The sequence below is a fragment of the Tepidimonas sp. HKU77 genome, assembly GCF_049728535.1.
GTDB lineage: Bacteria > Pseudomonadota > Gammaproteobacteria > Burkholderiales > Burkholderiaceae_C > Tepidimonas.
On the sequence record NZ_CP187300.1, the window covers coordinates 1544282 to 1566412 of the forward strand.

At 67.5% G+C, this 22131-nt stretch carries 21 protein-coding genes and 1 pseudogene; 11 read left to right on the forward strand and 11 right to left on the reverse strand.

The annotated features are described in order from the left end of the window. Positions 1–7: 7 nt before the first annotated feature. The gene (gene gyrB, locus ACPP3B_RS07400) at positions 8–2587 is read left to right on the forward strand and encodes a DNA topoisomerase (ATP-hydrolyzing) subunit B (protein WP_424858604.1); all 2580 of its coding nucleotides are present in this window, start codon (positions 8–10) and stop codon (positions 2585–2587) included. Positions 2588–2629: 42 nt separating this feature from the next. Here the strand turns inward: gyrB and ACPP3B_RS07405 are convergent. Next, positions 2630–2734, reverse strand: a pseudogene (locus tag ACPP3B_RS07405) (GDCCVxC domain-containing (seleno)protein); the annotation flags it as partial. A gap of 12 nt (positions 2735–2746) precedes the next feature. After that, positions 2747–4366: an FAD-dependent oxidoreductase gene (locus ACPP3B_RS07410; RefSeq protein WP_424858605.1), complete on the reverse strand. Its 1620-nt coding sequence runs from the start codon at positions 4364–4366 to the stop codon at positions 2747–2749. A gap of 186 nt (positions 4367–4552) precedes the next feature. Between ACPP3B_RS07410 and glpK the strand changes: the two genes are divergently transcribed. From glpK to arsB, 5 genes are all read left to right on the forward strand, one after another. Continuing rightward, positions 4553–6046 carry a glycerol kinase GlpK gene (glpK, locus tag ACPP3B_RS07415; protein WP_299019126.1) on the forward strand — a complete coding sequence of 498 codons (1494 nt, stop codon included), beginning with the start codon at positions 4553–4555 and terminating at the stop codon, positions 6044–6046. A 94-nt stretch (positions 6047–6140) separates the two neighbouring features. Beyond that, positions 6141–6470: an ArsR/SmtB family transcription factor gene (locus tag ACPP3B_RS07420; RefSeq protein WP_424858606.1), complete on the forward strand. Its 330-nt coding sequence runs from the start codon at positions 6141–6143 to the stop codon at positions 6468–6470. 37 nt (positions 6471–6507) lie between these two features. Next, positions 6508–6972, forward strand: coding sequence for an ArsI/CadI family heavy metal resistance metalloenzyme (locus ACPP3B_RS07425; protein WP_299019124.1), 465 nt, complete (start codon positions 6508–6510; stop codon positions 6970–6972). Then, positions 6972–7502, forward strand: coding sequence for an arsenate reductase ArsC (locus ACPP3B_RS07430; RefSeq protein WP_299019122.1), 531 nt, complete (start codon positions 6972–6974; stop codon positions 7500–7502). The genes ACPP3B_RS07425 and ACPP3B_RS07430 overlap by 1 nt, the downstream gene beginning before the upstream one ends. Beyond that, positions 7499–8596, forward strand: coding sequence for an ACR3 family arsenite efflux transporter (gene arsB / locus ACPP3B_RS07435; RefSeq protein WP_299019119.1), 1098 nt, complete (start codon positions 7499–7501; stop codon positions 8594–8596). The genes ACPP3B_RS07430 and arsB overlap by 4 nt, the downstream gene beginning before the upstream one ends. Here arsB and ACPP3B_RS07440 read toward each other — a convergent pair. Both ACPP3B_RS07440 and ACPP3B_RS07445 read right to left on the reverse strand, forming a co-directional pair. Further along, positions 8580–9110: a cytochrome b/b6 domain-containing protein gene (locus ACPP3B_RS07440; RefSeq protein ID WP_299019117.1), complete on the reverse strand. Its 531-nt coding sequence runs from the start codon at positions 9108–9110 to the stop codon at positions 8580–8582. The two genes, arsB and ACPP3B_RS07440, sit on opposite strands and share 17 nt — an antisense overlap. 20 nt (positions 9111–9130) lie before the next feature. Then, entirely contained in the window at positions 9131–9397 is a 267-nt protein-coding gene (locus ACPP3B_RS07445) for a PepSY domain-containing protein (RefSeq protein ID WP_299019116.1), read from the reverse strand. 147 nt (positions 9398–9544) lie between these two features. Here ACPP3B_RS07445 and ACPP3B_RS07450 point away from each other — a divergent pair, with 147 nt between their 5' ends. Genes ACPP3B_RS07450 through ACPP3B_RS07460 form a run of 3 tightly spaced genes read left to right on the forward strand, consistent with a single transcriptional unit; the run spans position 9545 to position 11983 of the window. Next, positions 9545–9910: a PepSY domain-containing protein gene (locus tag ACPP3B_RS07450; RefSeq protein WP_424858607.1), complete on the forward strand. Its 366-nt coding sequence runs from the start codon at positions 9545–9547 to the stop codon at positions 9908–9910. Further along, positions 9907–10605 (forward strand): response regulator, encoded by a 699-nt coding sequence (locus ACPP3B_RS07455; protein ID WP_299019112.1) that lies wholly within the window; start codon positions 9907–9909, stop codon positions 10603–10605. The genes ACPP3B_RS07450 and ACPP3B_RS07455 overlap by 4 nt, the downstream gene beginning before the upstream one ends. Positions 10606–10615: 10 nt before the next feature. After that, a complete protein-coding gene (locus tag ACPP3B_RS07460; protein WP_424858608.1) occupies positions 10616–11983 on the forward strand; it encodes a sensor histidine kinase in 1368 nt (455 codons plus the stop codon). 181 nt (positions 11984–12164) lie between these two features. Here the strand turns inward: ACPP3B_RS07460 and ACPP3B_RS07465 are convergent, their stop codons facing one another. Beyond that, the gene (locus ACPP3B_RS07465) at positions 12165–12788 is read right to left on the reverse strand and encodes a glutathione S-transferase N-terminal domain-containing protein (RefSeq protein WP_314227583.1); all 624 of its coding nucleotides are present in this window, start codon (positions 12786–12788) and stop codon (positions 12165–12167) included. Between the two features lie 111 nt (positions 12789–12899). Between ACPP3B_RS07465 and purB the strand changes: the two genes are divergently transcribed. Then, a complete protein-coding gene (purB, locus tag ACPP3B_RS07470) occupies positions 12900–14354 on the forward strand; it encodes an adenylosuccinate lyase (RefSeq protein WP_424858609.1) in 1455 nt (484 codons plus the stop codon). Here purB and ACPP3B_RS07475 read toward each other — a convergent pair. Further along, positions 14315–14764, reverse strand: a complete 450-nt coding sequence (locus ACPP3B_RS07475; RefSeq protein WP_299019105.1) for a DUF3717 domain-containing protein — start codon at positions 14762–14764, stop codon at positions 14315–14317. The two genes, purB and ACPP3B_RS07475, sit on opposite strands and share 40 nt — an antisense overlap. A 50-nt stretch (positions 14765–14814) precedes the next feature. Beyond that, complete coding sequence (locus ACPP3B_RS07480) at positions 14815–16470, reverse strand: M48 family metalloprotease (RefSeq protein ID WP_299019102.1); 1656 nt, start codon at positions 16468–16470, stop codon at positions 14815–14817. A 52-nt stretch (positions 16471–16522) separates the two neighbouring features. On the opposite strand from ACPP3B_RS07480, the gene moaC reads away from it, so the two are divergent. Further along, a complete protein-coding gene (gene moaC, locus ACPP3B_RS07485; protein WP_299019100.1) occupies positions 16523–17059 on the forward strand; it encodes a cyclic pyranopterin monophosphate synthase MoaC in 537 nt (178 codons plus the stop codon). Here moaC and ACPP3B_RS07490 read toward each other — a convergent pair. The 4 genes from ACPP3B_RS07490 to ACPP3B_RS07505 all read right to left on the reverse strand — a co-directional run bounded on the left by ACPP3B_RS07490 (position 17050) and on the right by ACPP3B_RS07505 (position 22128). Then, positions 17050–17901, reverse strand: coding sequence for a 3-hydroxybutyryl-CoA dehydrogenase (locus ACPP3B_RS07490; RefSeq protein ID WP_424858610.1), 852 nt, complete (start codon positions 17899–17901; stop codon positions 17050–17052). The genes moaC and ACPP3B_RS07490 overlap by 10 nt on opposite strands. Before the next feature lie 147 nt (positions 17902–18048). After that, positions 18049–18600, reverse strand: coding sequence for a phasin family protein (locus ACPP3B_RS07495; protein WP_299022226.1), 552 nt, complete (start codon positions 18598–18600; stop codon positions 18049–18051). 226 nt (positions 18601–18826) lie between these two features. After that, positions 18827–21487, reverse strand: coding sequence for a bifunctional acetate--CoA ligase family protein/GNAT family N-acetyltransferase (locus ACPP3B_RS07500; protein WP_424858611.1), 2661 nt, complete (start codon positions 21485–21487; stop codon positions 18827–18829). After that, positions 21484–22128, reverse strand: a complete 645-nt coding sequence (locus tag ACPP3B_RS07505; RefSeq protein WP_299022220.1) for a DUF502 domain-containing protein — start codon at positions 22126–22128, stop codon at positions 21484–21486. The genes ACPP3B_RS07500 and ACPP3B_RS07505 overlap by 4 nt, the downstream gene beginning before the upstream one ends. Positions 22129–22131 lie beyond the last annotated feature (3 nt).

Sequence of the window (22131 nt, forward strand, 5' to 3'; positions counted from 1 at the left end):
AGTCTCCATGAGCGAATCCCAGACCCCTCAAGCGCCCGGCACGGGCTACGGCGCCGACGCCATCCAGATCCTCGAAGGCCTGGAGGCGGTGCGCAAGCGCCCCGGCATGTACATCGGTGACACCTCCGACGGCACCGGCCTGCACCACCTGGTGTTCGAGGTGGTGGACAACTCCATCGACGAGGCGCTGGCCGGCCACTGCGACGACATTGTCGTCACCATCCACACCGACAATTCGATCAGCGTGGTGGACAACGGGCGCGGCATCCCCACCGGCATCAAGTGGGACGACAAGCACGAGCCCAAGCGCAGCGCGGCCGAGATCGCCCTGACCGAGCTGCACGCCGGCGGCAAGTTCAACCAGAACAGCTACAAGGTCTCCGGCGGTCTGCACGGGGTGGGGGTGAGCTGCGTCAACGCGCTGTCGCGCTGGCTGCGCTTGACCGTGCGCCGCGACGGCAAAGTGCACCTGCTGGAGTTTGCGCGCGGCGTGGTGCAAAACCGCCTGGTCGAGACCCAGGTTGGCCCCGACGGGCAGGCGGTCGAGGTCTCGCCGATGCGTGTCATCGGTGCCACCGACAAGCGCGGCACCGAGGTGCATTTTTTGCCCGACACCGAGATCTTTCGGGAAAACCACGACTTCCACTACGAAATCCTGTCCAAGCGGCTGCGCGAGCTGAGCTTTTTGAACAATGGCGTGCGCATCCGCTTGATCGACGAGCGCACGGGCAAGTCGGACGACTTTTCGGGCGCGGGCGGTGTGCGCGGCTTCGTCGAGTTCATCAACGCGGGCAAAAAGGTGCTGCACCCGACGGTGTTCCACGCCACGGGGTCGCGCCCGGCCGAGAGCTATGGCGGCATCCCGGGCACCGAAATCGGCGTCGAGGTGGCCATGCAGTGGAATGATGGCTACAGCGAGCAGGTGCTGTGCTTTACCAACAACATCCCGCAGCGTGACGGCGGCACGCACCTGACCGGGTTGCGTGCGGCGATGACGCGCGTGATTGGCAAGTACATCGAGCAAAACGAACTGGCCAAAAAGGCCAAGGTCGAGGTCACGGGCGACGACATGCGCGAGGGGCTGTGCTGCGTGCTGTCGGTCAAGGTGCCCGAGCCCAAGTTCAGCAGCCAGACCAAGGACAAGCTGGTGTCGTCCGAGGTGCGCGCGCCGGTGGAAGACATCGTGGCCAAAGCGCTGACGGAGTACTTGGAAGAACGCCCCAACGATGCCAAGATCATTTGCGGCAAGATCGTGGAGGCCGCGCGCGCGCGGGAGGCGGCGCGCAAGGCGCGCGAGATGACGCGCCGCAAGGGTGTGCTCGACGGACTGGGACTGCCCGGCAAGCTGGCCGACTGCCAGGAGAAAGACCCCGCGCTGTCCGAGATTTATATCGTCGAGGGCGACTCGGCCGGCGGCAGCGCCAAGCAGGGGCGCGATCGCAAGTTTCAGGCCATCCTGCCGCTGCGCGGCAAGATCCTCAACGTCGAGAAAGCGCGTTACGAAAAGCTGCTCTCCAGCAACGAAATCCTCACCCTGATCACGGCGCTGGGCACCGGCATCGGTCGTGCCAGTGAGGACGACGGCGCCAAGGGCAAGAACGGCGCCGACGACTTCGACATCGGCAAGCTGCGCTACCACCGCATCATCATCATGACCGACGCGGACGTGGACGGCGCGCATATCCGTACCCTGCTGCTGACGTTTTTCTATCGCCAGATGCCCGAGTTGGTCGAGCGCGGCCACATCTACATCGCGCAGCCGCCGTTGTACAAGGTCAAGGCGGGCAAAGAGGAGCTGTACCTGAAGGACGACGCGGCGCTGGAGGCCTTCCTGCTGCGCATCGCCCTCAAGGACGCGCGGCTGCACACGGGCGGCCCCGACGGGGCCGTGCTCAGCGGCGATACGCTGGCGGAGCTTGCGCGCCTGCACCAGATGGCCGAGGGTGTGATCGCGCGCCTGTCGGCGTTCATGGACGCGCAGGCACTGCGCGCCATCGCCGATGGCGTTGCCCTGAATCTGGACGACATGGAGGCCGCCGCGGCCAGTGCCGCGGCGCTGCAGGTGGCCCTGCGCGCGGGCGACGGCGCGGCCGTTCCTGCCGAGGTGAGCGCCGAGTTCGACGTGCGCGCCGACAAGCCGCTGCTGCGCATCAGCCGCCGCCACCATGGCAATGTGCGCGCCAGCGTCATCACGCAGGACTTCGTGCATGGGGCCGACTACGCTGTGTTGGCCGAGGCCGCGCGCACCTTCCAGGGCCTGCTGGGCGAGGGTGCCAAAGTGGTGCGCGGCGAAGGCGAGCGAACGCGTGAGATGCCGGTGGAGAGCTTTCGCGCCGCGATGCGCTGGCTGCTGGCCGAAGCCGAGCGCACCACCACCCGCCAGCGCTACAAGGGCTTGGGCGAGATGAACCCCGAGCAGCTGTGGGAGACGACCATGGACCCAGCGGTGCGCCGCCTGCTGCAGGTGCGCATCGAGGACGCGATCGAAGCCGACAAGGTGTTTTCGATGCTGATGGGCGACGAGGTCGAGCCGCGCCGCGCTTTCATCGAAGCCAATGCGCTGCGTGCGGTCAATATCGATGTGTAATGCGCTGAAAGGGGGCGAGCCGCTTCCCCATACGGGCACGCATCAGCCGCCGCAGCACCCGGTGCGCCCGCTTGCCTGTACCGGCGGGCAGGGCGAGGTTCCGTACGAGCAATAGACGCAGCAGTCGCCCGGGCGGGGTCTGGCACGCCGGCGCCATATTCAGATCGAGGGTTGAGCGGTGTGGCGTGTTTGCGCGCGCTTGTCCCCGGTGTGCAGTGCGGGGAGGTAGGCGTGGCAGAGCTGGATGAATGCCTCCATTTCGGGGTCCGCGATGCCTTCCTCGCGCAAGATGGCGGCGACGGCCGGTGCCATGGCGGCGGCCTGGGCAGCGTCCAGGAATAGGGCGCGCCAGCGGCGCGCGAGCACGTCTTCGACCGTTTGCGCGTACTCGTGCCGTACCGCGTGGCGCACCATGGCTTCGGTCAGTCCCAAGCCGAGCACCCGGTCGGCACCCGGGAGCTGCCGCACGCGCGCGGCCTCGGTGCCGTAGAGGTGCAAGCCCGGCGGCGCATGCAGCGGCACGGCAGCAACGTTGGGGTCGGGGGCGCCGCACAGACGGTGATCTGCGGTGAGGCCGCCGGGGCGCAGGGGCAGCAGCCCGTGTTCAAAGCAGTGCGCCAGCACATCCTGCGCCATGACCCGGTAGGTGGTCCATTTGCCGCCGGTCACGCTTACCAGGCCGTTGGGGTCGGTGACGATGGTGTGCTCACGTGAGAGCGTTTTGGTGTCGCGTGGCCCGCTCGACGGCGGCGCGACGAGTGGACGCAGCCCCACCCACACACTGCGGATATCCGCCGGTCCAACCGGGCGCCCCAATACCTGGCTGGCCTCGTTCAAGATGAACGCCAGCTCGTGATCGAACGCCTCGGGCTCGCGCGGCAGATCCTCGCGTGGCGTGTCGGTGGTGCCCAGAATGAGCTTGCCCAACCACGGTACCGCGAACAGCACGCGCTCATCGCGCGTGCGTGGGATCAGCAGCGCTTGTTCGCCCGGCAGGTGCGTGCGGTCGACCACCACGTGTACACCTTGGCTCGGGGTCACCATGCGCTCCACGCGCGCGCCTTCGGCCGCGCTGGCGCGCACTTGATCAACCCACACCCCGGTGGCGTTGACAACGCAGCGTGCGTAGACCTGGTGGGGTGTGCCGCTGCGGGCGTCGAGTAGCGTCACCTCGAAGGGTGCCGTTTCGCGGCCTGCGTCGCGCCGAATCTGACCCGCGGGGGTGTAATTGACCACCACGGCGCCGACCGCTTCGGCACTGCGCGCCAGCGCCAGCGCAAGCCGGGCGTCGTCGAACTGCGCGTCCCAGTACCGCACGCCTCCCGCCAGGCCGCTGGCGCGAATGCCCGGCAGCGCGGCCAGGGTCTCGTCGCGCGAGAGCCACTCGGTGCGCCCGAGGCTGGCGCGACCCGCCAGCCGGTCATAGATTTTGAGCCCCATGCCGTAGAACGGCACCTCCCACCATCGGTAAGCGGGCATGACGAACGACAGCGCGTGTGCCAGGTGCGGGGCGTTGCGCAACACGGTGGCGCGCTCGGTCAACGCCTCGCGCACCAGGCGAAGGTCGCCCTGTGCCAAGTAGCGCACCCCTCCGTGCAGCAGCTTGGTCGAGCGCGACGAGGTGCCGCTGGCAAAGTCGTGCGACTCCAACAGCGCCACGCGAAAGCCGCGCAACGCTGCATCGAGCGCGACGCCGAGGCCCGTGGCCCCGCCGCCGATGACCACGAGGTCGTAGGGGGACCCTTGGAGCAGCGTTTGGAGTCGTTGTGTGCGGGTCATGGTGAGGGGTCGTTAGGGCTGGAATTGCGTGTTCCTGATATTTTATCGTTCGAAACTGTTCGTTTGTGTACCGATATCATCGATCAGGTTGGCGCTGATGCGTGTCGGGCGTTACGATGACGCCGACCGAGCGTGTGACCCATGGCTGCCGCCGTTGGGCACCATCGCGGAGCGAGGGACGTTTCGATGAGCTACCTGCTGGCCCTGGACCAGGGCACTTCCAGTTCGCGCAGTATCGTGTTCGACCCAGCGGGCCGGGTGGTGGCGATGGCCCAGCGTGAGTTTCGCCAGATCTACCCGCAGCCCGGGTGGGTGGAGCACGACCCGCGCGACCTGTGGACGACGCAGCTGGAGACGGCGCGCGAGGCCCTGGCGCGCGCGGGGTTGACGGCTGGCGACATCCGCGCGGTGGGCATCACCAACCAGCGCGAGACGACGGTGGTGTGGAACCGCCGCACGGGCGAGCCGGTGACCAACGCCATCGTCTGGCAGGATCGCCGCTCCGAGCCGCTGTGCGCCGCGCTGCGCGAACGTGGGCTGGCCGACACCATCCTGCACAAGACGGGCCTGCGCATCGATGCGTATTTCTCGGCGACCAAGCTGCAGTGGATCCTGACGCACGTGCCGGGTGCGCGCGCGCAGGCCGAAGCCGGAGAGCTGGCTTTTGGCACCGTCGATACCTGGCTGATCTGGCAGCTCACCGGTGGCGCGGCGCATGTGACCGATGTCAGCAATGCCTCGCGCACGATGCTGTTCAACGTGCACACGCAACGCTGGGACGATGAGCTGCTGGCAGCGCTGGACATTCCTGTGGCGATGCTGCCGCGCGTGTTGCCGTCGAGCGCGGAGTTTGGCGAGGTGCACCCGCAGTGGCTGGGCGGTCCGGTGCGCATCGGCGGGGTCGCTGGCGACCAGCAAAGCGCCTTGTTTGGGCAGGCCTGCTTCGGGCCGGGTATGGCCAAGAACACCTACGGCACCGGCTGTTTCATGCTGATGCACAATGGCACGCGCTTTCATGCGAGCCGCCACGGCCTCATTACGACGGCAGCGGCGCAGTTGGCCGGGCCAGCACAGTACGCGCTGGAGGGCAGCGTCTTCATCGGCGGCGCGGTGGTGCAGTGGCTGCGCGATGGCCTGCACGCCATCCGCGCCAGCCGCGAGGTGCAGGCGCTGGCCGAGAGCGTGCCCGATGCCGGTGGCGTGGTGCTGGTGCCGGCGTTCACGGGCCTGGGCGCGCCGTACTGGGATCCGGACTGCCGCGGCATCATCACCGGGCTGACGCGCGGCACCACCATGGCGCACATCGCGCGCGCGGCGCTGGAGAGCATTGCTTTTCAAAGTGCGGCGCTGCTGCAGGCAATGAGTCAGGATGCGATCGACAGCGGTGGCCGGCCCTTGGCGGAGCTGCGTGTCGACGGCGGGGCTGCGGCCAATGATCTGCTGATGCAGTTTCAGGCCGATTTGTTGGGCATTCCGGTGGTGCGGCCCGCCGTGATCGAGACCACGGCGCTGGGCGCGGCCTATCTGGCCGGGTTGCAGGCCGGGGTGTATACGGGGCTGGACGATCTGACCGCCCTGTGGCGGGCGGAGCGGGTGTTCGAGCCCATGATGGATCGCGGGCAGGCCGCCGCGCGCATGGCCGAGTGGGAACATGCGGTGCGGCAGGCGCGCACGCGTTGAAAACGCCGGCTGCAGGTGCGCCCGTTCGGGCTGTGTCCAGAGCGATGGCAACTTTTTCTATACAATATTTCGATAAATAATGTATCACTGAAATATGTTGACGGAAACTCAAGTGCTGCAGGCGTTGATGGCTTTGGCCCAGCCGGTCCGCTTGCGCCTCTTTCGCGCACTGGTGGTCGCTGGTCCCGAGGGGGTGACACCCGGAACCCTGGCGCAAGCGCTGGAGGTCTCGCCGAGTGCCCTGTCATTTCACCTCAAGGAGCTGTTGCATGCTGGTTTGGTGACGCAGGAGCGCCGCGGGCGCCACCTGATTTACCGGGCGGCATTCGACACCATGCGAGATGTGCTCGCCTATCTCACAGAGAACTGCTGTGCGGGCGGCGTCTGTCCAGCGGTGCCCGTCTCGGCGCTGTGCGGTGACTGATCTTCCTTCCTCGACCCCCGTTTGATCGGAGAAACACATGAAACGGTTCCACGTTCACCTGCACGTCAAGGATCTCGACGAGAGCATTGCCTTTTACTCGAAACTGTTTGATGCTCAGCCGGCACGGGTCGAGCGCGATTATGCCAAGTGGGTGATCGAAGACCCGCGGCTGAATTTCGCCATTTCCACCCGAGGGGCGTCACCTGGGGTCGATCATCTGGGCCTGCAGGTCGACGACGCGTCGGAATTGGATGCCCTGAAAGCCCGTGCACGTGCGGCCGAAATGGCCTTGCTAGATGAGGGAGAGACCACTTGTTGCTACGCGCGCAGTCAAAAGCACTGGGTGACCGATCCGCAGGGTGTGGCGTGGGAGCATTTCCACACCCTGGAGAATATTCCAGTGTTTCGCGAAGCGGCGTGCGAGCCTGCGGCGGCGTGCTGTGCGACCCCGCCCGTGGGCCATGCCCCGTCGACCAGCTGTTGTGTTGACAGGGGGGAGTGATGAATCATTGCGCCAACGTACTCTTTTTGTGTACCCACAACTCGGCGCGCAGTATCCTGGCCGAGGCGCTGCTCAACCATCTCGCCGATGGCCGCGTGCGCGCCTACTCCGCGGGCAGCAGCCCGCGTCCCGGGCAGCAGCCCCACCCGCTGGCGCTGCAGGTGCTGGCCGAGCGCGGCGTGCCCACCGACGGCCTGTCGAGCAAGCGCTGGGATGCGTTCGCGGCCCCCGGTGCGCCGGTGATGGACCTCATCATCACCGTGTGCGACAGTGCCGCGGGCGAGGTCTGCCCGGTATGGCCCGGGCACCCGGCGCGCGTGCACTGGGGCTACCCTGATCCGTCGGCGGGTGATGCGCCGGATGCCGTCAAGCTGCAGGCGTTTCGCGCGGTGCGCGACCGCCTGTCGCAGCGGCTGCAGCGGCTGTTGCAGGGTTGGCCGTGGGGGCAGGGAGCTGAGGCCTTGCAACGCTGGGCGCAGCAGGTGGCCGACGACGAGGCCTCGCACGCCACCGACAGGAGCCAGCCATGAGCGCCCAGTGCGAGGTGACGGCCAAGCGTGCCGCTGGCGCGCCGATGAGCGTGTTCGAGCGCTATCTCACGGTCTGGGTGGCGCTGTGCATCGTGGTGGGCATTGCGTTGGGGCAATGGTTGCCGGGCGTGTTTCAGGCCGTCGCGCGGCTGGAGGTGGCGCAGGTCAATCTGCCGGTGGGCGTCCTCATCTGGGTGATGATCATTCCCATGCTGCTCAAGGTCGATTTCGGCGCGCTGGCCCAGGTGCGCCAGCACGCGCGCGGCATTGGCGTGACGCTGTTCGTCAACTGGATGGTCAAGCCGTTTTCGATGGCGCTGCTGGCGTGGCTGTTCGTGCGCGAGCTCTTTGCCCCCTGGCTGCCGGCGGATCAGATCGACGGCTACGTGGCGGGGTTGATTCTGCTGGCTGCCGCGCCCTGCACGGCCATGGTGTTCGTCTGGAGTCGCCTGAGCAACGGCGACCCGTTGTTCACCCTGACCCAGGTGGCGCTCAACGACGCCATCATGGTGGTCGCGTTTGCCCCCATCGTGGCGTTTCTGCTCGGCCTGTCGGCCATCACCGTGCCGTGGCAGACCCTGTTGGTGTCGGTGGGGCTGTATATCGTCATCCCCGTCATCGTGGCGCAGGTGTGGCGCCGGCGGTTGCTGGCGCGTGGACCCCAGGCGTTGGAGCGCACGTTGCAGCGCATCGGCCCGTGGTCGATCGCGGCGCTGCTGCTGACGTTGGTGCTGCTGTTTGCCTTTCAGGGCGAACAGATCCTGCGCCAGCCATTAGTCATCGCGTTGCTGGCCGTTCCGATCCTGATCCAGGTCGCGCTGAACGCTTCGCTGGCTTACTGGCTCAACCGGGTGGTGGGCGAGTCACACGCGGTGGCGTGTCCCTCGGCGCTGATCGGCGCGTCCAATTTCTTCGAGCTGGCGGTGGCCGCGGCCATCAGCTTGTTCGGCTTCGACTCCGGCGCGGCGCTGGCCACCGTGGTCGGTGTGCTGATCGAGGTGCCCGTCATGCTGGCGGTGGTGGCGTTGGTCAACCGCACCAAGGGTTGGTACGAGGCGGGCGCTCGCACGCACCGCGTCAATAAAAGCGCTTGAAGCCCGTGACCATGGCGCGCACCAGGGTTACACGTTGCCACCGTCCGATGATGACGGCGGCCAACGCGTGAACCGCCGCCAGCGCCAGCAGTGCATTTGCCAGCGCCTCGTGCAGCTCCTCTGCCCACTCTGCCGCGTCCTCGAAGGCGTTCACGGTCTGCAGCCAGCCCGTCAGCGCCAGCGCCAGCACGAGTGCCATGAGCGTCAGCATCATGAGTGCGCCTAGGGGGTTGTGCCCCACGGACTCCTCCGGGTGCCCGGTCAGCAGTCCTTGCGCGTGCGCGCGCAGGCGGCTAGGGGTGGGCCACCAGTCAGAAAACCGAGCATGGCGAGTGCCAATCAGACCCCACAGCAGCCGGAGGGCCACCAACAACGCCGCGGTGTAGCCGGTCCACTCGTGGGCGGTGTCGCCTTCCTCCCAAACGAACTGGTTGAGCACCACGGCGGTCACCAGTGACCAGTGAAAGAGGCGAACGAAGGGGTCCCAGACGTAGACGGTGGCAGGTCGTTGCATGATGAGCCCTCCGTGCCGGATCAATCTTTGCGCTTCACTTCATTGCCGGTGGCCGGGTCGAAATAGATTTCGACCTTTTTGCCGTTGGCATCCCGGCCATAGATTTCATAACACTGGCCAGAACTGACTTTGAACTTATTGATCTGATAGCCCTTTTTTTCAACCATGGCGCGAAAATCGCTTTCCTTCATCCATTGGTCCTTGGGGGCGCTGCACTTGGGGCCAGCGAAGGCGGTGCTGGCAAATCCCAGCAGGACGGTCGTCATGAGCATCGTGACGGTTCGCATGATCAAAGCTCCTTGATACAGGTTGGGTACGGAAGGTGAGCCATGGCCCACGCCGCGAAGTTTGCGCGTCACCACATGAACGTGGGCTGAAGTCGATGTCGATCCAAGATTCAGGTCTCGTTCAGGCGATACCGGTACCATCGACGCATGATTCGGTTCCACGACTACCGTGCGTTGCGTCTGTCTGCTTCGCGATGCAGGGCAGGGCTGCTGGCGGTCACCCTGGTCGGCTGCACCATGTCGGCGGTGCAGGCGAGCGATGGCCCGGACCACGAACGCGCCCGCCGCGCCATGTTGGCGGGGGAGATCCTGCCTTTGCATGTGATCTTGGTCCGGGTCCAGCCGCGACTGGACGGTGAGATCATCGAAATCGAGCTCGAGCGCGAAGATGGCCGCTGGGTCTACGAGTTCAAGGTGCTGCGGGTCGACGGGCGTTTGCACGAGTACCATGTCGATGCGCGCGACGGACAGCTGGTTCTACTCAAGGAAAAGGCTCAAAAGAGGCGGCGATGAGGGTCTTGTTGGTCGAGGACGATCCCGTGCTTGCCGATCGGCTGCGTCGTGCGCTCGAGCAAGCGCGCATGCGCGTCGATTGGGTGGCCGATGGCAAGACGGCGTGGTTTCAGGGTGGCGTCGAGCGTTATGACGTCATCGTGCTGGACTTGGGGTTGCCGCAGCTCGACGGGCTGACCGTGCTGCAGCGTTGGCGCCACGAAGGGGTGGGCGCGCCCGTGCTGATTTTGACCGCCCGTGACTCGTGGCATGACAAGGTGGCCGGTATCGATGCAGGGGCCGATGACTATTTGGTCAAGCCATTCCACACCGAGGAGTTGCTGGCCCGGCTGCGTGCCCTGATTCGCAGGTCCAATGGGGTGTCCAGCCCCATTTTGCGCTGCGGTCGGGTGACCCTCGACACGCGCCACCACCGGGCCTACATCGGCGATGACCCGTTGCCGCTGACGGTGCAGGAATGGCGGGTGCTGGAGCAACTGATGTTGCGTGCTTCTCAGGTCGTTTCGCGTGCCGTGTTGCTCGAGAGTTTGTACGGCGGGGATGAGGAGCCGGACTCCAACACGATTGAGGTATTCGTGGCGCGGCTGCGGCGTAAGCTGCCGCCGGGTGCCATCGAAACGGTGCGGGGCGTGGGGTACCGTTTGATCGATACCACCGCGACGGCGGTATCCGCGCCGCGCGCCGTCCGCGATTGACGGGGGCGGTGTGCTGCGGTCCTTGCGTTGGCGCCTGTGGCTGCTGTCGCTGCTGGTGTTGGGGCTGACGCTGGCGTCGGCGGGCTGGGTCGTGGTCCATCTGTTCGAGCGTCATGTGCGCGCACAGTTCGAGGCCAGGCTGCAGGATCACTGGATCGACGTCCTGGCTTCGTTACATCCCGACGAGGCCGGCTCGCCACAGTTGGATGGGAAATTGGCCGATCCGCGCTGGTCCCGTCAGTACGGCGGGTTGTATTTTCAGGTGCAGCGCGCCGGCGACGTGCAGCCGGAGCCGTGGTTGCGGTCGCGCTCGCTGTGGGACGAGCGGCTGTCGCTTCCCGTTGACGAGTTGGCCGATGGCACGGTGCACTGGCACGATCTGGTTGGCCCGGGAGGGCAGGCGTTGCGCGTCATGGAGCGCACCGTTCAATGGTCGGATACCGGGGGTCGCTGGCGGGTGGCCGTGGCCGCGGATCAGCGCGAGCTGCTGGACGCGATGGACGCGTTTCGCGAAAGCCTGGCGTTGGCGCTCGGCGTGGTTGGTGCGGTGTTGATGGCTGCGCTCGGGATACAGGTGAACATAGGCCTGAAACCCCTGCGTGCCTTGCAGGCCGCGCTGCAGCGGGTGCACCAGGGACAAGTCACACGCCTGGAGGGTTCCTTCCCGACCGAGGTGCTGCCCTTGGTGCAGGATTTCAACCGCACCCTTGCCTACGACGAACAGGTGGTGGAGCGAGCCCGGCGTCTGACCGGGAATCTGGCGCATGCCATCAAAACGCCGCTAGCGGCCATGGTGGCGTTGGCGGAAGAGGCCACCTGGCCCGGCGAGGACGCGCGTCGCCAATGGCAAGAGCAGGTGCAGGCGGTGCGCGACCAGGTGGACTGGCACCTGCGCCGTGCCCGAGCGGCCGGGGCCGCCGGGGCTGCGCGGCGCACGGCGGTCGTGCCGGTGCTACAGGGGTTGTTGAGGGTGATGGATAAGGTTCATGCCCGCCGTGAGGGGGAGCCGCCGGTGCGATGGGAGCTGCGATGGCCGCAGCCGCCCGTCTACTTTGCGGGTGAGACCCAGGATCTGCAAGAAATGGCCGGCAACCTCATGGACAACGCGTGCAAATGGGCCCGGCGAGCCGTGCGGATCTCGGTGCAGGGTGATGGTGGGCGGATCGTGCTCGCGATCGAGGACGACGGGCCAGGCATCGCGCCTGAGCTGCGCGAGGCGGTGCTGGCCCGCGGGATACGGGCCGATGAGCGTGTACCCGGCAGCGGACTCGGCCTGGATATCGTGCGCGAGACGGCTGCGCTCTATGGCGGAGAGCTTCGTCTGCTGGAGTCAGAACTCGGTGGGTTGCGCGCCGAGTTGTGGCTGCCGCAGGGCTGAAGGGAACTTTTTGGCCCCTGTGCCATTCACAGCAGTGGTTGGTGGCAGAGTTGCACGTACCGCGAAGCCCGGTCGGTCTGGTGGTTGCCCGGACTGGCTGGACAGCCTGCCGAGGCGGTTCTCCTCCTCCCTCCTCCTCCTGTTGGCTCGGCGGGTGCTTCGCGGTACCTTTTTATTGACCTTAAGTCGGCGGTAGCGTGTCCGCAAAACTGGGCCGCTGTTGCAGCTTTTCGTGCAAGCGTGCCAAGTTGGGGTACGCGCTGCGCCAGTCGATGGCGGGGAAGCGAAAGTCCAGATACCCCAGTGCGACGCCGACGGCGATGTCGGCCAGACTCAAGTGGATGCCGTGGCAGTGGGGGCGGTCACCCAGCCCCAGGCTCATGGCTTTGAGTGCGCGCTGGATTTTCTCCAGCTGGCGGTCGATCCAGGCCTGACAGCGCTGGTGGTCGGCGCGTTGCGGCCAGACCTGCTCCATGCGCGCGGTGATGGCAGCGTCCAGCAACCCGTCAGCCAGGGCCTCCCAAGTCTTGACCTCGGCGCGCTCGCGCCCCGTGGCGGGGATGAGCTTGCCCACCGGCGACAGAGTATCCAGATACTCGACGATCACGCGCGAGTCGAACACCGCCTCGCCGCCTTCCATGACCAGGCACGGCACCTTGCCCAGGGGATTGGCGTCCGTGACCGTGGTGTCCGGGGCCCACGGGTCGGCCAGCTCGAACTGGCAGTCGAGCTTTTTCTCGGCCATGACGATGCGGACCTTGCGCACGTAGGGGCTGGTGAGGCTGCCGATGAGTTTGAGCTTCATGACGTCGTTGGGTTGACACTGGGTGGGGAGCCGATTGTAGGGATTTGGCGACCGGGTTGCTGAGTGCGCTGCCAAGGGTGTGGCAGTGGGCGCGCCTACAATCGGGCCACTATGCAAGCCCACCCTGACGATTCACTTGCAGGGCACGCCGCGCTGACGGCGCTGTCGCCCCTGGATGGCCGCTACGCGCCCAAGCTGGCCGCCCTGCGCCCGATTTTCAGCGAATACGGCTTCATGCACCGGCGCGTGCAGGTGGAGCTGACGTGGTTCGAGTGCCTGAGCGACCTGGGGCTGCCGCAGTTTCTGCCATTGTCGCCTGCGGCGCGCGCGCACCTGCGCCGCGTGGTGCGCGACTTCTCTCCCGCCGACGCCGCCGCCATCAAGGTCATCGAAAAAACCACCAACCACGACGTCAAAGCGGTCGAGTACTGGATCCGCGGCCACGCCGAGTTGGGGGTGCCCGGGGTGTTTGCCGGCTGGCCCGAGCTGCAGCGGGTGGGCGAGTTCGTGCACTTTGCCTGCACCAGCGAGGACATCAACAACACCAGCCATGCGCTGCAATTGCAAGCCGGCCGCGCCGTGCTGCTGCAGGGGCTGGACGCGATCATCGACCGCCTGCGCGAGTTTGCCCACGCTTGGGCCGAGCAGCCGATGCTGAGCCGCACGCACGGCCAGACCGCCAGCCCCACCACGGTGGGCAAAGAGCTGGCCAACGTGGTGGTGCGCCTGCAAGCTGCGCGCGAGCGCATCGCCCAGGTGCGCTTGCTGGCCAAGATGAACGGGGCCGTGGGTAACTACAACGCGCACGTGGCTGCCTGCCCCGAGGTGGATTGGGAGGCGTTTGCGCGCCGCGTCGTCGAGACACCGGCGCCGGGCCCCGATACCCCGCCCGAGGCGCCGATCGGGCTGGGGTTGGCCTTTCAGCCCTACAGCATCCAGATCGAGCCGCACGACTACATGGCCGAGCTGTTCGACGCGGTGGCACGCAGTAACACCATCCTCATCGATTTGGCGCGCGACATTTGGGGCTACATCAGCCTGGGCTACTTCCGGCAAAAGCTCAAGGCGGGTGAGATCGGCTCGAGCACCATGCCGCACAAGGTCAACCCGATCGACTTCGAAAATGCCGAGGGCAACCTGGGGCTGGCCAACGCGCTGTTGCGCCATCTGTCCGACAAGCTGCCCATCAGCCGCTGGCAGCGCGACCTGACCGACTCCACCGTGCTGCGCAACATGGGCGTGGCGCTAGGGTATGCGGTGTTGGCGCACCAGTCGCTGCTGACGGGGCTAGGCAAGCTCGAGCTCGATGCGCCGACGCTGGCTGCCGACTTGAATGACGCCTGGGAGGTGCTGGCCGAGCCGATCCAGACCGTCATGCGGCTGCACGGCGTGCCCGGCGCTTACGAAAAGCTCAAGGCCGCCACGCGCGGGCAGCGCGTGACGGCCGAGGCGTTGCATGCGCTGATTGCGACGCTGGAGATCCCCGACGCGGACAAGCAGCGCTTGCTGGCCCTGACCCCTGCCGATTACACGGGGCTGGCGTCGCGGCTCGCGCGCCGCGTCTGAGCGGCGTTTTCCACCGCGCGCTCGGCATAGACGTTGAAGCGCCAGGCGCTATCCTCCAAGGTGATGCGGCGCCAGACGGCGCGCTTTTCGCCTGGTGTCATCTCGGGCCAGCGCGTCACCTCGTCGTGGGTGCGGCCACAGCCTTTGCACACCGCGTCGCCTTGGTTGGTGGAGCAAATGGCGATGCAGGGAGTGTCGGGCGTGGTGTCGTACCAGGCGCGCCAGGCCTCGTAGGCCGCGCGCGGCATGGTGTGTTCGTCGGCCTCGTCCTCGTGGAAATACACCATCAGCGCGTAGACCTCGGCCAGCGCGCGTAGCGGCGGCGCGAGCGTGATGCCGTCGGGGGAGGGGAGGCGTGCGCGCCAGTGGTTGATCGCCGCCTCGATGTCGGTGATGTGAATGCCTGCCATGCGACTCGTGCGGAGGGGAAGAGGGGCGTGATCTTAGCGGCTCGGTCGGGTCAGCGGCGTTGGGTGGCTTCGGCCAACTGCTCACGCAGCAAGGTTTCGGCATGCCGGGCGCGGCTGTCCAGCACCGACAGCTCCAGCAGGTCGGTTGCGCCCTGTTCGCGCGCCAGCCGCTGCGCAGCGCGGAAACGGTCCAGCGCGCCGGCAGGGTCGAGCAATGCCAGGCGCGCCTCGCCCTCGGCGCGGGTGGCGCGCACCGGCTGCGCCTGCGCGTGCAGGACGGCCGCCCAGGCGCTCCATGCGCCGGCGTCGTGCGGGTGCTGCACACACCACGCCTGCAACCGTCGGTCGATCGCTTGGCGCAAGTCAGCCGGGACGCGTGGCGCGGCCTGCGCGGCCAGCAGCAGGCCAGCCCGTTGCCCCATTTCCAACGCCCAGGCGACCCGCTCGGGCAGCGCCCGGCGCTGGGCGTCGGGCAGTTGGGGATCGTCGTGCAGCATCAGCAGCACTTCCAACTCCAAGAGGGAGGCGCTGCGCTTGGCGTCGGCTTCTCGGGCGGCTGCTGCGCGCAGGGCAGGCAGCGCTTGCACGGTGCCGACGCTGTCGCGTCGCCAGGCGCGGGCCAGCACCGCGGCGTACAGCCGGTCTGGCTCGCGGATATCGGCGGGCAGCGTGGCATGCGCCTGCAGCCGGTCCGGTGTTGGGTCGGCCAGCACGCGGGCACGCGCGGCCATGAAGGCGTGCGCGGTGGCGGAGATGCCACTCGCGCCGTCGGGCCGCGCGCCCGGCGGGGCCTGCAGGGGCAGGCGCGCGCGCAGATCGGCGATGCGCTCGGTGGTCAGGGGGTGGCTGCGCAGGTACGGAAAACTGCCGTCGTCGTTGAGGCGCGCGGCCTGCTGCAGCCGGTCGAACATGCCGAGGAAGCCCTGCCCATCGAAGCCCGCGGCTTGCAGCACGGCGAGCCCGATGCGGTCGGCTTCGCGCTCCATGTCGCGCGAGAAATTGAGCTGGCTCTGTGCGGCCACTGCTTGTCCGCCGGCGATGGCGGCGCCGGCGATGTCCGCATTGCGCGCGGCACTGGCGGCCAGCGCCCCCAAAATCATGGCGGCCAGCACCAAGGGGGCTTGCTGGCTCTGGCGCGTCAGCAGCCGTGCGATGTGGCGCTGCGAGACGTGGCTGAGCTCGTGCGCGAGCACCGAGGCCAGCTCGTCCGCGCTGCCCGTTACGCCGATGAGGCCGAGGTGGATGCCCAGGTAGCCTCCGGGCAGCGCAAACGCGTTGACCGTGCGGTCGCGCGCCAGCAGCAGCCGCCAGGCGTAGCGCTCGGCCAGCTCGTCCGGCAGCTCGCCGCGCTGGCGGGCCGCGGTAAAAAGGGGTTGCCAAAGCCGCTGCAAATGGTCGTGCAGCGGCGCGTCGTCCAGGTAGGCCGGGTCGCGGTAGATCGCGCGCGCAATCTGGTCGCCCAGGCGACGCTCTTCGGACAGGGTCATGTCGCCGCCGTCGCCCAGCGCGGGCAGGGGCGACTGCGCGTGTGCGACGCCAGGGGCCGCCGAGCCACCTGCGGCCGTCAGCCACGGCAGCAGCGCCGTCGCGCTGGCCCCGGCAAAGGCGCCGCGCAGCACGGCGGCGAGCCAGTCACGTCGGCGGCAGCACGCTGGGCGCAGCCGCGGGCCGGGCAGCGGTTCGGCGTCAGAGCCAGTGGGCAACATGGGGCGCATCCTCGTATGATGCCGCGTCTCGGTTTCGAATTCCCTGCTCGCCATGTCCCAAGCCCCGATTGCCGACTCGACGGTTGCACCGTCGCCGCTGACACACTTCGACCCCCAGGGTCAAGCGCACATGGTGGATGTGGGCGCCAAGGCCGCCACCCACCGCGTGGCGGTGGCCGAGGGGCGCATCCGCATGCTACCCAGCACGCTGGCGCTGATCGCGCAGGGTCACGCGAAGAAGGGCGACGTACTGGGCGTGGCGCGCATCGCGGGCATCATGGCCGCCAAGCGTACCAGCGACTTGATTCCCTTGTGCCACCCGATCGCACTGACGCGGGTGGCGCTCGAGTTTGGCCTCGAGCCCGAGGGGCCCGCCGTGCGCGTGCAGGCCACGGCCGAGACCGTGGGCCAGACGGGGGTGGAGATGGAGGCGCTGACCGCGGTGCAAGTGGCCCTGCTGACGATCTACGACATGTGCAAGGCCGCCGACCGCGGCATGTCGATCACTGACGTGCGCCTGCTCGAAAAGCGCGGGGGCAAGTCGGGACACTTCGTCTCCGATGCCCCTGCGCCGACCGCTCAGGCGTAGGTGTAGACCCCGCGGCCGGTCTTGCGACCCAGGTAGCCGGCGGCTACCATTTCCTTGAGCAGCGGGCAGGGCCGGTATTTGCTGTCGTTGAACTCGGCGAAGTACACGTTCATCACCGCCAGACAGACATCTAGCCCGATCATGTCGGCCAGCGCCAGCGGGCCAATGGGGTGGTTGCAGCCCAGCTTCATGCCGGCGTCGATGTCCTCGGGGCTGGCCAGGCCCTCGGCCAGCACGAAGAAGGCCTCGTTGATCATCGGCACCAGGATGCGGTTGACCACGAAGCCGGGCGAGTTCTTGACCGTGATGGGCGTCTTGCCCAGGCGCAGCGCCAGTTCGCGTACCGCATCGTGCGTGGCGTCGCTGGTTTGCAGGCCACGGATGATCTCCACCAGCGCCATCACCGGCACCGGGTTGAAAAAGTGCATGCCGATGAAGCGCTCGGCACGGCCGGTGACAGCGGCCAGCTGCGTGATGCTGATCGAGCTCGTGTTGGTGGCCACGATCACCTCTGGCGCGAGCAGCTGGTCGAGCTGGCGCAGGATCTTGATCTTGAGTTCGAGGTTTTCGGTAGCGGCTTCCACGACGAGCTGCGCGCCCTGCAGGTCTTCGTAGCGCGTCGAGGGGCGGATGCGCGCGAGGGCGGCGTCTTTGTCGGCAGCGGAAATCTTTTCTTTCTTGAGCAGGCGATCCAGGCTGCCCTGGATGGTGGCCAAGCCCTTTTGCACGGCGGCGTCGCTGATGTCGACCATCACGACGGACAGGCCGCTGGTGGCGCACACCTGGGCGATGCCGTTGCCCATGGTGCCGGCGCCAATGATGCCGATGGTGTCGATACCCATGTCAAAAACTCCTCGAGGCGAATGGGGGTGAAGGGAACAGCCCCGATTATGCGGGGCCCCCAAAAGGCGACACCCCGCCACCTAGGGGGGCGGGGTGTCTCGGTCGCGTCAAGCCCCCCGCTGTGCGGGAGGCCGGCACGGGGTCGTTCAGGCCTTGGCAGCGGTGCTGCGCGGGGCCTTGGTGGCATTGACCGCGGTGGTGGCGACGGCCTTCAGGTTGGCCTCGGCCAGCTCGGTGGCTTGCTTGACGGCTTTTTGCACCGACTCCATGGCAGCGGCGGCGGTCGAGACGGCGTTTTTCATCGCGGCCACGGCCGGCTCGGTGCCCTGCGGGGCGTTCTTGACAGCTGTGTCGAGGGCGCTGACGAACTGCTTTTGCGCCTCGGCGGCCTGACCTTCGGCCACTTTGGCGAATTCGGCGCTCAGGCTGGAGGCGATGTCATACAGGTGGCGGCTGTAGGCCGCGGCCTTCTCGCCCATGGGCTGCAGCATCGCGTTTTGCAGCGCGACCAGGTCTTGCATGTCCTTGATGGACAGCATGGCTTGGGTGTGCTCGGCGCTTTCAGCCAGCAGGGTCTTGGCGGTTTGCAGGTTCAGCTCGGCGAGCTTTTCGACACCGGCCAGGGCTTTTTCACCCAAATCGAACGCGGTGGCGACGTTCTTTTTGTGCAGAGAGAGGATTTGTTCGACGGTCATCATGGTGAGACTCCTTTGAGAGCGGATGGGTGGATGGACGACAGGACCATTGCGCGCAACCTCCCTGGTGGTTTCCCCTGTTCCGGTTCGATCACCGACCGTTCATGCTGCGCTGCAACATGAGCCCAAGTATAGGGATTTGTGTGACATTCGCAAGTCATTTTGTTGCGCCGCAACAAAAATCCGACGAACGGTCGAGGCACGGTAGCAAGAACGCGCCGCGGCGGGTTCAGTGCGTGGGCTGCAGCGGCAGCTCGACGTGCCGCAGGTCCGGGTCTTCCGGGTGGGGCGTGATGGCGAAGCCCAGCTTTTCCAGCAAGGCCAGCATGCCTTTGTTTTCGCGCAGCACGGTGCCCACGATGCGGCGCGTACCGTGCGCACGCAGGTAGCGGATGAGTTTGTCCATCAGCAGCCGCCCCAGCCCGCGGCCCTTGAGGTCGGAGCGCACCAGGATGCCGTATTCGGCCGTCTCGTTGTCCGGGTCGCAGATGCCGCGCACCACGCCGATCGTCTCCGGTTGGCCGTCGGGGCCGGTGCGGGTGGCGATGAACGCCATCTCGCGGTCGTAGTCGATTTGTGTCAGGCGCGCCAGTTCGCTGTGCTCGATGCTGCGGCGGCTGTAGAAGATGCGCAGGCGGATGTCCTCGGGATCCATCTTTTGCAGGAAGGCCAGGTGCTGTGCCTCGTCCTCCGGGCGGATCGGGCGCAGCGTCAGCGTCTCGCCATGCCAGTCGAGGGTCTCGATCAGCTCCTGCGGGTAGGGGCGGATGGCAAAGTGCGCCGCGCCCCCAGGGCGGTCGCGGCTGACGCGCACGCGCGCATCAAGGGCGATCGCCTCCTGGGCATCGACGAGCAGCGGGTTGATGTCGATTTCCGCGATCTCGGGCACGTCGGCCAGCAACTGTGAGACCGCCAGCAGCGCGGTGTGGATCGATGGGCGGTGCGCCGGCGGCACGTCGCGCCAGCCGCGCAGCAGGCGAGCGACGCGCGTGCGCTCGATGAGCGACTCGGCCAGCGCCACGTTCAGCGGTGGCAGCGCCAGCGCCCGGTCCGCCACCACCTCGACCGCCGTGCCACCCTGCCCGAACAGGATGACGGGGCCAAACAGCGGGTCGATGCTGGCGCCGACGATGAGCTCGTGCGCGCCGCGGCGCCGCACCATGGGCTGCACGGTAAAGCCGTCGATGCGCGCATCGGGGCGTCGTTGCGCGACGCGCGCCAGCATGGCGGCGGCGGCTTCGCGCACTTCTTGTGCGTTGTGCAGATCCAGCCGCACGCCGCCCACGTCGGATTTGTGCGTGATGTCGGCCGACAGAATCTTGAGCACGACCGGGTAGCCCAGCGCCTCGGCCGCATCGACGGCCGCTTGCGGGTCGGCGCCGACCGTGCGGATGGGGGGCACGGGAATGCCCGCCAGGCGCAGCAGCTCCTTGGCCTGGGGTTCCGTGAGCCAGGTCTGCCCGTCGTCCAGCGCTTGGCGCACCAGGCGGCGAATGCCCTCCAGATCGAGCGCGAGCCCTGCAGGCAGCGCGGGCGGCGTTTCCATCAGCTCTGCCTGGTGCCGGTGGTACTGGCGCAGGAACGAAAAGGCGCGCACCGCCTCTTCTGGCGTGGGGTAGTCGGGGATACCCGCGGCACGAAAGCGTGCCCGCGCCTCGGCCACCGCGCCGTGGCCCAACCAGCAGCCCAGCACGCGCGGCGGCCGCTCGGCCACCAGCGGCAGCACCGCTTGGGCGATCTCGTCGCTGGGCACGATGGCGGTGGGGGCCTGGATGAACAAAATGGCGCTGTCGCGGTCGTCGCGCAGGATGCGCAGGGCATCCACGTAGCGCTGCGCAGGGGCGTCGCCGATGATGTCGACCGGATTGGCGCGCGACCAGTTGCCGGGCAGCACGGCGTCGAGCCGCGCCACCATTTCTGGGGTCAGGGTGGCGAGCTCCACGCCCATGTGTGCGGCGGCGTCGGCGGCCATCACCCCCGCGCCACCGCCGTTGGTCAAGATGAGCAGCCGCTCGCTGCGGTTGTCGCGGAAGCGCGCCAGCAGCTCCACGGCCAGAAACAACTGATGCAACGTGTTGACGCGCAGCATGCCCGCGCGCGAGATGGCGGCGTCGAACACGTCATCCGACCCGGCCAGCGCGCCCGTGTGCGAGGCCGCGGCGCGGCTGCCCTGCGCCGAGCGCCCGGCCTTGACCAGGATGACGGGCTTGTTGCGCGCCGCGGCGCGCGCGGCCGACATGAATTTGCGCGGCGCCGTGATCGACTCGACGTACATCAGGATGGCGCGCGTGCGCGCGTCGCTGCCCAGGTAGTCGAGCATGTCGCCGAAGTCCACGTCCGCGTGCTCACCGAGCGAGACGAAGTGCGAAAACCCGATGCCACGGTCGTTGGCCCAGTCGAGTACGGCCGTCACCAACGCCCCCGACTGCGAGACGAACGCAATCTGGCCCGGCTGAGCGTCCGCATGCGCAAAGCTGGCGTTGAGCCCAAGGTGGGGCACCAGCATACCGATGCAGTTGGGCCCCAGGATGCGCAGCGTGTGGCGGCGCGCGGCGTCGAGCATGGCCTGTTTCTGACGCGCGTCCAGGCCAGCGGTCACGACCACCGCGGCGCGCGTGCCGCGCGCGCCCAGGCGCGCGATCAGCCCGGGTACGGTGGCGGGCGGGGTGCAGATGACGGCCAGGTCGGGCGCACAGGGCAGGTCGTCTAGGTCGCGCGCCACGGGCACACCCAGCGCGGGCTGGCGCGGGTTGACGGCGAAGAGCACCCCCTGGAAGCCACGCGCCAGGTTGCGCCAGACGGTGCCACCGACGCTCCCCGGGCGGTCGGAGGCGCCAAAGACCGCGACCCGGCGCGGTGAAAACAGAAAATCGAGGTTGCGAATGCTCATGGCGCAGGCGGGGTATGGGTAGGCGCGGGGCGCCCGGGTGGGTTGGCATCGGTACGGGCGGGGCTGGTCATCCAGGCGATCAGCGCCGAGCGCATGGCCTCCTCGACGGACATCTCGATGGGAGTGATCCAGCTGCGCGGCACGAACAGGGTGTAGCCCCCGATCATGTAGCCCATGGGCAGGTACACCGCCACCCGGTCGCCGGGCAGAAAGCCGCTCGGCAGCCCCTGCAGATGGTGGCGCGTGACCAGGCCTACCACCTCCCATTCGGCGCCTGGGGGGCGCAGGATCACGACCTGCTGCGCCGCGGATTCGCGGCGTTGCGGGGAAAAATAGTCGGCAAACGTCTTGAGCGAGGCATAAATGCTCTTGACCACCGGCAGGTTGGTAAAGGGCAGCTCTACCCAGTCCAGCAGCCGGGCCGTGGCTTGTGTCGAGACCAGAAAGCCGACCACGAGCACCAGCGCAGCGGTCAGCAGCAGGCCCAGCCCGGGCACATAGAAGTCGCCGATCACCGGGCGCAGCAGCGACAGCGCGAGCTGCTCCGACCACACCACCAGCGCGGTCAGCAGGTACAGCGTGATGCCAATCGGCAGCAGGGCGAGCAGACCCCGCAGAAAGTATTGGGACAGACGTTTCATCGC